Source organism: Nocardia sp. JW2 (assembly GCF_051843015.1).
Taxonomy (GTDB): domain Bacteria; phylum Actinomycetota; class Actinomycetes; order Mycobacteriales; family Mycobacteriaceae; genus Nocardia; species Nocardia coubleae.
This window is the reverse complement of record NZ_JBPXLK010000050.1, coordinates 1-8,967: the sequence shown is the minus strand read 5'-3', so window position 1 is coordinate 8,967 and position 8,967 is coordinate 1. Positions and strand designations below refer to the sequence as shown.

The 8,967-nt window shown below is 69.1% G+C and carries 9 protein-coding genes; 6 read left to right on the top strand and 3 right to left on the bottom strand.

The window, feature by feature from the left end; genetic code table 11:
- Positions 1-1,220, top strand: a 1,220-nt coding sequence (locus ACSVDM_RS30640) for an acyl-CoA dehydrogenase family protein (protein WP_439269152.1), incomplete at its 5' end; no start/stop codon positions are given.
- A gap of 36 nt (positions 1,221-1,256) precedes the next feature.
- On the opposite strand, the gene hisF is transcribed toward ACSVDM_RS30640, so the two are convergent.
- Genes hisF through priA form a run of 3 tightly spaced genes read right to left on the bottom strand, consistent with a single transcriptional unit; the run spans position 1,257 to position 3,617 of the window.
- Positions 1,257-2,051 (bottom strand): imidazole glycerol phosphate synthase subunit HisF, encoded by a 795-nt coding sequence (gene hisF, locus ACSVDM_RS30635; RefSeq protein ID WP_067498179.1) that lies wholly within the window; start codon positions 2,049-2,051, stop codon positions 1,257-1,259.
- A gap of 5 nt (positions 2,052-2,056) precedes the next feature.
- Positions 2,057-2,878, bottom strand: a complete 822-nt coding sequence (locus tag ACSVDM_RS30630) for an inositol monophosphatase family protein (protein ID WP_067498181.1) — start codon at positions 2,876-2,878, stop codon at positions 2,057-2,059.
- A gap of 7 nt (positions 2,879-2,885) precedes the next feature.
- Entirely contained in the window at positions 2,886-3,617 is a 732-nt protein-coding gene (gene priA, locus ACSVDM_RS30625) for a bifunctional 1-(5-phosphoribosyl)-5-((5-phosphoribosylamino)methylideneamino)imidazole-4-carboxamide isomerase/phosphoribosylanthranilate isomerase PriA (protein ID WP_439269151.1), read from the bottom strand.
- 383 nt (positions 3,618-4,000) lie between these two features.
- Between priA and ACSVDM_RS30620 the strand changes: the two genes are divergently transcribed.
- The 5 genes from ACSVDM_RS30620 (at position 4,001) to ACSVDM_RS30600 (ending at position 8,775) form a co-directional block, all read left to right on the top strand.
- The gene (locus ACSVDM_RS30620) at positions 4,001-4,423 is read left to right on the top strand and encodes a hypothetical protein (RefSeq protein WP_067644751.1); all 423 of its coding nucleotides are present in this window, start codon (positions 4,001-4,003) and stop codon (positions 4,421-4,423) included.
- Positions 4,424-4,748: 325 nt separating this feature from the next.
- Positions 4,749-5,639 (top strand): LysR family transcriptional regulator, encoded by an 891-nt coding sequence (locus ACSVDM_RS30615; protein WP_439269150.1) that lies wholly within the window; start codon positions 4,749-4,751, stop codon positions 5,637-5,639.
- Positions 5,636-6,565: a LysR family transcriptional regulator gene (locus ACSVDM_RS30610; protein ID WP_439269149.1), complete on the top strand. Its 930-nt coding sequence runs from the start codon at positions 5,636-5,638 to the stop codon at positions 6,563-6,565. Before ACSVDM_RS30615 ends, ACSVDM_RS30610 begins: the two co-directional genes overlap by 4 nt.
- An 83-nt stretch (positions 6,566-6,648) precedes the next feature.
- Positions 6,649-7,800, top strand: a complete 1,152-nt coding sequence (locus tag ACSVDM_RS30605) for a DUF2786 domain-containing protein (protein ID WP_439269148.1) — start codon at positions 6,649-6,651, stop codon at positions 7,798-7,800.
- 186 nt (positions 7,801-7,986) lie between these two features.
- Entirely contained in the window at positions 7,987-8,775 is a 789-nt protein-coding gene (locus tag ACSVDM_RS30600) for a helix-turn-helix domain-containing protein (protein ID WP_439269147.1), read from the top strand.
- Positions 8,776-8,967 lie beyond the last annotated feature (192 nt).

Here is an 8,967-nt window from a genome sequence, read left to right as displayed (position 1 = left end):
ACACGGGGGTGTTCGCGGCCCGGCCCGTGCGCACAGGCGCGCCGACAACAGGGGAATCGCTGATGCGCAGAACAGCTTTCGACGCCGAACTCGTCGCCTTCCGGGCCACGATCCGGGCCTTCATCGAAGCCGAGGTCGTCCCGAGCTTCGGCCGCTGGTACCAGGACGGTCTCGTGCCGCGCGAATTCTATTACCGGCTCGGGGATCTGGGAGTCTTCGGTCTCGAGGTGCCGGTGGAGTTCGGTGGTGCCGGGCGTGACTCGCTGGCCTATCGTGGCGTGCTCGCCGAGGAGATCGCCAGGGCCGCTGTCTCCTTCGGTGGGGCAGGCGCGCACCTGGGCCGCTGCCTGCCGTTGATCACCGCGCTGGCCACCCCGGCGCAGCAGGCCAGGTGGCTGCCGGGGATCGTCAGCGGCGACACGATGTTCGCCCTCGCGGTGGCCGAGCCGGGCACGGGCACCGAACCGGAGGGGATGCGCACCACCGCGCCACTGACCGCCGAGGGCAGCTATGTGCTGAACGGTTCGAAGACCTATGTCATCGGTGGGGTGCACGCCGATCGGGTCATCGTGTGCGCCCGCACCGCACCGCCGCGACCCGACGACCCGTCCTACGGTCTTTCGCTGCTGGTCGTCGACACGAGCGCCGCCGGCTTCCTGGTGGGCAGGCGCCTCGACACATTGGGCCGCAAGGTCGGTGGCACCGCCGAACTCACCTTCACCGATGTGCGAGTCCCCGCCACCAACCTGCTCGGCGACCCGCATCGAGCCGCTGCGCACCTGGCCGCCCAACTGCCACAGCAGCGACTGAATATCGCGCTCGGCGCCTACGCCCGGGCCAAGGCGGCCATCCGCTTCGCCCGCGACCACACCCGCGACCGGCTTCCGGCCGCCCGCCCCGTCGCCGCCGTCCAGCACAGCAAGTTCGAACTGGCGGGCTGCCGAGCCGAGGTCGATGCCATCGAGGCCGTGATCGATCGCGCTCTCGCCGCCCACGACAGCGCCGCACTCGACCCGGCCCACGCCGCCTCCGCCGAACTCTTCGCCACCGAGACCGCGACCCGGGTCATCGACCGCTGCCTCCAACTACACGGCGGCGCGGGCTATCTCACCGACTCGCCCATCGCCCGCCTCTACGCCGACCACCGCGTGGACCGCCTCCCAGGCGGCGACACCTCCGACACCCTGCGCACCGTCATCGCTACCGACATGGGTCTGTAGCACCGACGGAGGAGACCGCCGAGGGTCGGCGCCGGGTCAGCGGACGGTGATGCCGTCTGCGCGCATGGCGTCTTTGACCTGGGCGATGGTGAGGTCGCCGAAGTGGAAGACGCTGGCGGCGAGCACCGCGTCGGCACCCGCGTGGACGGCGGGCGGAAAGTGTTCCACCGCGCCCGCACCGCCGCTGGCGATCACCGGAACGTGCACGGCGGCGCGGACGGCGGCGATCATCGGCAGGTCGAAGCCCGCCTTGGTGCCGTCGGCGTCCATGGAGTTGAGCAGGATCTCGCCGACGCCGAGTTCGGCGCCGCGCACAGCCCATTCGACGGCGTCGATACCGGTACCGCGCTTGCCGCCGTGGGTGGTGACCTCCCAGCCGGACGGGGTGTCGGGCTGCCCGTCGGGCACGGTGCGGGCGTCGACCGAGAGCACGATGCATTGGGAACCGAAGCGCTGCGACATCTCCGAGAGCACCTCGGGGCGGGCGATGGCGGCGGTGTTCACCGAAACCTTGTCGGCCCCGGCGCGCAGCAGGCGGTCCACGTCCTCGACCGTGCGCACCCCGCCACCGACGGTGAGCGGGATGAAGATCTGTTCGGCGGTGCGAGTCACCACGTCGAGCATGGTCGCCCGGTCGCCGGTGGAGGCCGTCACGTCGAGGAAGGTGAGTTCGTCGGCGCCCTGGGCGTCGTAGGTGGCGGCCAGTTCCACCGGATCACCCGCGTCGCGCAGGTTCTGGAAGTTCACGCCCTTGACCACCCGGCCCGCGTCCACATCGAGACAGGGGATCACGCGGACGGCCAGCGTGCTCTGCTGTGTGCTGGTACCCATCGTGTTCAACCTCGTTCTTCGTCGCTGACCGCGCAGATCATGTCAAGGAGTTCTTCGTGCACACCGGGTGCGGCGGCGAGCACCGAACCGGAGGTGATGGTCCACGGCTCGCCCGCCAGGTCGGTGACCACCCCGCCCGCGGCCCGCACCAGCGCGACCCCGGCGGCGTTGTCCCACGGATGGTGACCGAACACCACCGCGCCGCCGAGCACACCGGAGGCGGTGAATGCCAGGTCGATTCCGGTGGCGCCGTGCATGCGAACCCGGGAGGACAACCGGCTCAGCGCACCGAGCAGATCGAACCGGAACTGGCCAGGGATGCGGCCGGCCGAATCCAGGTTGAACGCGCCGAAACCGATCATGGCCTCGCCGAGTTTGCCGGGCGCCAGCGGCGGCAACGCCACCCCGTCGAGATACACCGGACCGCCGCGGACGGCGGCGTACCGGCGGCCCAGCCCGGGCAGCCAGGTCGCCCCGATCACCGGTTCGCCCTCGTGCACCAGGGCGAGCAGGATGCCCGACATGGGATGTCCCACCGAGTAATTGAAGGTGCCGTCGATCGGATCGAGCACCCAGGCCGTGCCCGACGTCAGCTCCGGCCCGCCGAATTCCTCACCGTGCACCGCGATTCCGGTGCGCTGGCGCAACTCGGCGGAGATGGTGCGTTCCAGTTCGAGGTCGAGTTCGGTGGCGAAGTCGTTGCGGCCCTTGGCCACCGCGCTCGGCGCGCCGACACCCTCGAGATAGCGCGGCACCACCCCGTCCAGCACCTGGGTGGCGACGGCCAGCAGGTCGGTCAGTTCGGCGGTGCTCGGCGCGGTGGTCATGGCGAGGTCAGCGCACCGCGGCCAGGGCTTCGGGCAGGGTGAACCGGCCCGCGTACAGCGCCTTGCCGATGATGGCGCCTTCGACACCCTCGTCGGCGAGGCCGGCGATGGCGACGAGATCGTCGAGCACCGAGATGCCGCCGGAGGCCACGACGGGCGCCTCGGCGGCATTGGCCACCTGGCTGAGGAGTTCGAGGTTGGGGCCGGTGAGCGTGCCGTCCTTGGAGACGTCGGTGACCACATAGCGTGCGCACCCGTCGCGTTCGAGGCGCTCGAGGACCTCCCAGAGGTCACCACCGTCGGTTACCCAGCCGCGCCCACGCAGCCGCCATTCGCCGTCGATCTGCTTGACGTCGAGCCCGACCGCGATCCGGTCGCCGTACTCACCGAGTACGCGGGCGCACCACTGCGGGTTCTCGATCGCCGCGGTGCCGATGTTCACGCGCGCGCAGCCGGTGGCCAGGGCGGCCTTCAGCGAGTCGTCGTCGCGGATTCCACCGGAGAGCTCGACTTTCACGTCGAGTTCGCCGATCACCTGGGCGATCAGCTCACGGTTGCTGCCCTTGCCGAAGGCCGCGTCGAGGTCGACCAGGTGCACCCATTCGGCACCGGCCTCCTGCCACGCGAGGGCGGCGTCGCGGGGCGACCCGTATCCGGTTTCGCTACCGGCCTCCCCCTGTACGAGGCGCACGGCCTCCCCATTGGCGACATCGACCGCGGGCAACAGCACAAGACTCACGCCGATCAGACTAGTAGGTCTTGCTCCGTGGGCCCGCAACGGTCCTGGTGGGTGCGCTCCGCGTCACTCCACCCGCTGCGGCCGCATGCCGGAATCGCGCGCCAGGTCGTGTGCCACAAGTTTGCCCGATTTCCGAAGACCATTAGCCAGCTATGCGCCAGGCCTTATGTGATCGATCGAACAGACCCAGTTGACCTGCGGAAACATTCCGTTTACCAAGTATTAATGGTGATAATCACCACGTGGAATCAATTAGCAATTCGTTTCCCGCATCGATTAACTTTCCGTTTTGTCGGCAGGAACACCAACCCCTACCGAGTTCATCGCCGCACCGCCCCCTTTGCGTTACCAGCCTGTGATTGCAGGCACCGAAAGGAAATCTCATGACTCGCAAGACCCTCGCTGTTGCCGGTGCCCTCGCCATCGCCGTGCTCGGTCCCGCCGCCGCCGCCAACGCCTTCACCGGCTCGGCCGCCGCCGCCACCGGTTCCGCCGCCCTCGGTGCCACCGGCTCGGCCGCCCTCGGCGCGACCGGTTCCGCTGGTGCGGGCGCCGCGGGTGCCGGTGCCGCCGGTACCGGTTCCGCCGCCGCCCTGCCCGCTCTGGCCACCGGTTCGGCCGGTCTCGGTGCCGCGGGCACCGGCTCGGCGGGCCTCGGTGCCGCCGGTACCGGTTCGGCCGCCGCTCTCGCGGGCCTCGAGGTGCTCGAGACCGGCAGCTCGGCATTCGACAGCCTCACCAGCGGTGGCGCCAACATCGTCGACATCCTGCTCGGCGCGCGCGAACTCAACACCCCCGCCGAGTAATTCGGTGTAGCCGGACTTGCCGACCACTCCCCTCAGGTCGGTGTCGAATGCGGTGACGTGCCAGGTGCACGTCACCGCATTCTTTTGTCTCCGAATACATTTCTGCCATAAACAATTGCCGTCATGTTTGCGGCAGGATTACCGATTCCGTTGCCGGTGCCCGGTCGGCAGCCGATCAGCACCGGACACTGCCTGATTCGGCGTTGCCGCCCAGCGCCTTCGCGCGTCGGCGGGTGCCGACGAGGCGGTCGGAGCGTGATACAGGCGAACACCAGGCAAAATACTCACCGGTCGGTAAAGAGCCTTTACCGATGAGAGGTGATGGATGAACTGGCAAGAGATCGAAACGTTCCTCGCGGTGGCCGAGGAACTGCATTTCGGGCGAGCGGCGGATCGGTTGCTGCTGTCGCGGGCCCGGGTGAGCCAGTTGGTCCAGACACTAGAGGCCCGCGTCGGCGCACCTCTGCTGGAGCGGACGAGCCGTCGGGTTTCCCTGACGCCCTTGGGTATTCAGCTCCGCGACGACCTGCTCCCGCACCATTGCGGAGTCCTGGACGCGGTGGCGGAGGTGACCGAAACCGCGCGCGGCATCGACGGCGTGCTGCGAGTCGGTTTCTCCAGCCCGCTGGCGGGCAAGCTGCTGATCGGGGCGGGCGATGCCCTGCGCGCACGCCACCCCGGCTGCACGCTCGATATCCGCGAGGTGCAGCTCTCCGATCGCTACAGCGCGCTGCGCTCGGGCGAGCTGGATCTGCAGCTCATCGAATTCCCCGCCACCGAACCCGACCTGGTGTGCGGTCCGGTGCTGCTACGCGATGCCCGGGTATTGGCGGTGTCCACCCGCAATCCACTCTCGCGGCGACGCTCGGTCACCGTCGAGGATCTGACCGGACAGACCGTGCTGTTCATCGGCGGGGTGCCGGGCTACTTCCTCGATCACGTGGTTCCGCCGGTGACTCCCGCCGGGTCGCCGATCCGCCGTTCGACGACGACACGGTACTGGCAGGAGTTGCTGGCCCACGTCGCCGCGGATATCGGTGTCACCGTGACGGCCGCCCAGGGCATCGAGTACTACCCGCGACCCGATCTGGTCTATGTGCCGTTCGAGGAGCAGGCGCCGATCGAATACGGTCTGCAGTGGCGCGCGTCGGGTCTGTCGGCGCGTGCGGCGGCCTTCGTGCGCACCGCCGTGAAGTGCGCCGGGAGCACACGATGAACTGGCAGGAGCAGGAAACCTTCCTGGTGCTGGCCGAGGAACTGCATTTCGGGCGGGCGGCGGAGCGGCTCGCGGTATCGCGGGCCCGGGTGAGTCAGATGATCCACACCGTGGAACGGCGCATCGGCGCACCACTGTTCGAGCGAACGAGTCGACGGGTGTCGTTGACCCCCTTGGGAATTCAGCTCCGCGACGCCCTCGCTCCGCATCACCACGGCATCCTGGCCGCGCTGGCCCGAGCGGCCGACAGCGCGGGTGCCGCGGAGGTGTTGCGGGCCGGCTTCACGCACCCACTGGGCAGCGAGATGCTGATGTCGGCCGCCACGACGTTCCGCGCCGAGCGGCCCGCGTGCACGGTGGAGCTGCGTGAGGTCCAGCTGTCGGACCGGTTCGGTCAGCTGCGGCGCCGCGAACTCGACCTGGTCTTCCTCGAGTACCCCGCCGTCGAGCCGGATCTGGTGAGCGGCCCGGTCCTGTTGCGTGACGCGAAGGTCCTCGTCGTCCCGACCTCCCACCCTCTGGCCACCCGCACCTCGGTCACCGTGGCGGACCTGGCCGACGAAACCCTCCTCACCGCACGGGGTTTGCCGGGCTACTTCCTCGACCACCACTTCCCCACCCACACCCCCGCGGGCCGACCGATCCATCGCTCGATGACCATGCCGTACTGGCAGGAAGTGATGGTCCAGGTCGCAGCGGGCAACGGCATCGCCCTCGCCGCCGCCCAAGCCGGTCACTTCTACCCCCGCCCCAGCCTGGTGTACCTCCCCTTCGACGACCTTCCACCCATCGAATACGGCCTGGTCTGGCGCGCCTCCGGTTTGTCGCCTGCCGGCACCGCTTTCGTCCGCACGGTCACCGAGACCGCTCGCACCTCGGCTGAACCGGTGCCAGCTTCCGATGCGGCGGACGGCCCTGATCGGTGATGACGCACGGGTACGAGGCCTACCGAGCGGAAAATCCGGCCCGCTTGTCGACCGGACCGTGAGCGGGGGACGATCGGTAGACCATGGTCAAACAGAACCGTCGGCGTCGCACCGGACGCAAGCCCGCTCCGCCGACCGCTTTCGACGCGCTGTCGGGTGATCCGGCGACCATCGCCGAGTCGATCATCGCCGCTGCCGCGCGGGGCGGGGCCGAGTCGATCGGCACGGTGACTATTACCGACGAGCTCGCCGCAGGGGTCGAACTGGCAGGTCGGCGGCTCATTGCCCACGCCTCTGACCTCGGCTGGCTGCCGGGGGACATCCATCAGGCCGCGCGCCGACGCCTCGACGAGTTCGCGGTGGGGTATCTGCTGGATCTGATGGCGGTGCATCATCCCGACGCGAGGTGGGACGCAGCGCTCGACGAGCTCGATGCCTCCGTCTGGTGGACGACTCCCCACCTGCGGGCGTGGGCCGATCGTGCCTTGCTCACCGGCAGCGAGGCGCTCACAACGGTGATCGAAGCGCTCGCACTGTTGCTGCGACTGCCGAAGCTCGAATCGTCCGGGCCGGTCCGGCCTCGGCACGGTGTGGACGAGAAGGTGCTCGGCCGGGTGCGTGGGCTGCTCGCCAAGGCCGAATCCACCTCGTTCCCGGACGAGGCCGAGACGCTGTCGGCCAAGGCGCAGGAGCTGATGACCAAGTACGCCATCGATCACCTGCTGCTCGAACCGTCGAGCGATCTCCCCGCCACCCGTCGCATCTGGCTCGACACCCCCTACACCGATGCCAAAGCCCTGCTCATCGACCGGGTGGCGCACGCCAATCGCTGCCGCGCCATCTTCGCCGCCGAATGGGGTTTCGTCACCGTGGTCGGCGACGACACCGACCTCGACCTCGTCGAACTCCTGTCCACCTCCCTGCTGGTCCAGGCCACCCGCACGATGATCGACACCGCCGACACCGGCGAATCCCGCTCCCGCCACTACCGCAAAGCCTTCCTCACCGCCTACGCGACGCGCATCGGCGAGCGCCTCACCGAGGCCACCGACACCACGATCGCCCACGCTCCGAACCACCTCCTCCCCGTCCTGGCGGCCCGGCAACACCAGATCGACAAGGCTTTCGACACCTATTTCCCCACCGCCCGCGCGAAAGGCATCACCATCCGCAGCGCGGAAGGCTGGGCCGCGGGCACCGAGGCCGCCACCGAAGCCCGCGTCGACCCTTCCTGATCGACATATAGCCGGTCAGTAAGGGTTTCGACCTCATCTGTGCGGCGTGCCCATCGACCCCGCCATCTGGGTGGCCGCCCATACCGCCTCGACGACACTACGACGGTCGACACGCCCCGAGCGCGTGCAGCGCCCCGCTGCGACTGATCGGCGGCGCTTACGTCACCACCCACCTACGCTGGTGAGATGCGCCCGATCGTGTCCGAAGCGGAACTGGGTGGGGGCTGGGAGGTTGCGGCTCCCGGTTCCGACCCGGTTCCGGGCGCGGTGATGGGTGGGTTCCTGGAGCGCGTCGGGGCAGGCGCGCCGATGCGGGTGTGCGCGCGGCCCGAGGTGACCGTCGTGATCCAGTTCGGCGAGGCTCCGCTGCGGGTCACAGCCGGTGGTGAACAGCGGCAGCTCGGCGGTGTGGTCGCCGGACTGGCACCGATGCCGCAGCAGGTGACGGCCGACCGCATCGAATGCCTCGAGATACGGCTGTCGCCCCTGTCCACGCGCACTCTGCTGGGCGCCGCTCCATCCGAATTGCGCGGCGAGGTGGTCGATCTCGACGCCGTGTGGGGACGCGAAGCACCCCTACTGCGCGAGCAACTGTCCGAAACACCCACGTGGGCAGGGCGATTTACCATCCTGACGGCATTCCTCGCCCACCGCGAACCAGTCGGCGCTGCCGATTCCGAGGTAGCGGCATGCTGGAACCGCATCGTCGCCACCGGTGGCCGAGTACGGGTGCGGGAGCTGGCGGAGTGGACCGGGTGGAGCCGGCAGCGACTGTGGTCCCGATTCACCGCACAAGTAGGTGTCACCCCCAAGCAGGCCGCGAAGATAGTGCGATTCCGGCACGCACTGGATCGCCTCGCCGCCGGGCAGCCCGTGGCAGACGTCGCCGCGATCTGCGGCTACGCCGATCAGCCCCACCTCCATCGCGAGATCGTCGCTTTCGCCGGCACCACGCCGCGCACCCTCACCCACTGATCGACCGGCGCACACCCACCGCCACCCGCACCCACCGCCACCCGCCGTCATCGCGCACGACATCCCCGCGTCCGCCACCCCACACCCCATCGCACACCTACGCACCGACGTGTCGACGCACCAACGCACCAACGCACCAACGCACCAACGCACCAACGCACCAACGCACCAACGCACCAACGCACCAACGCA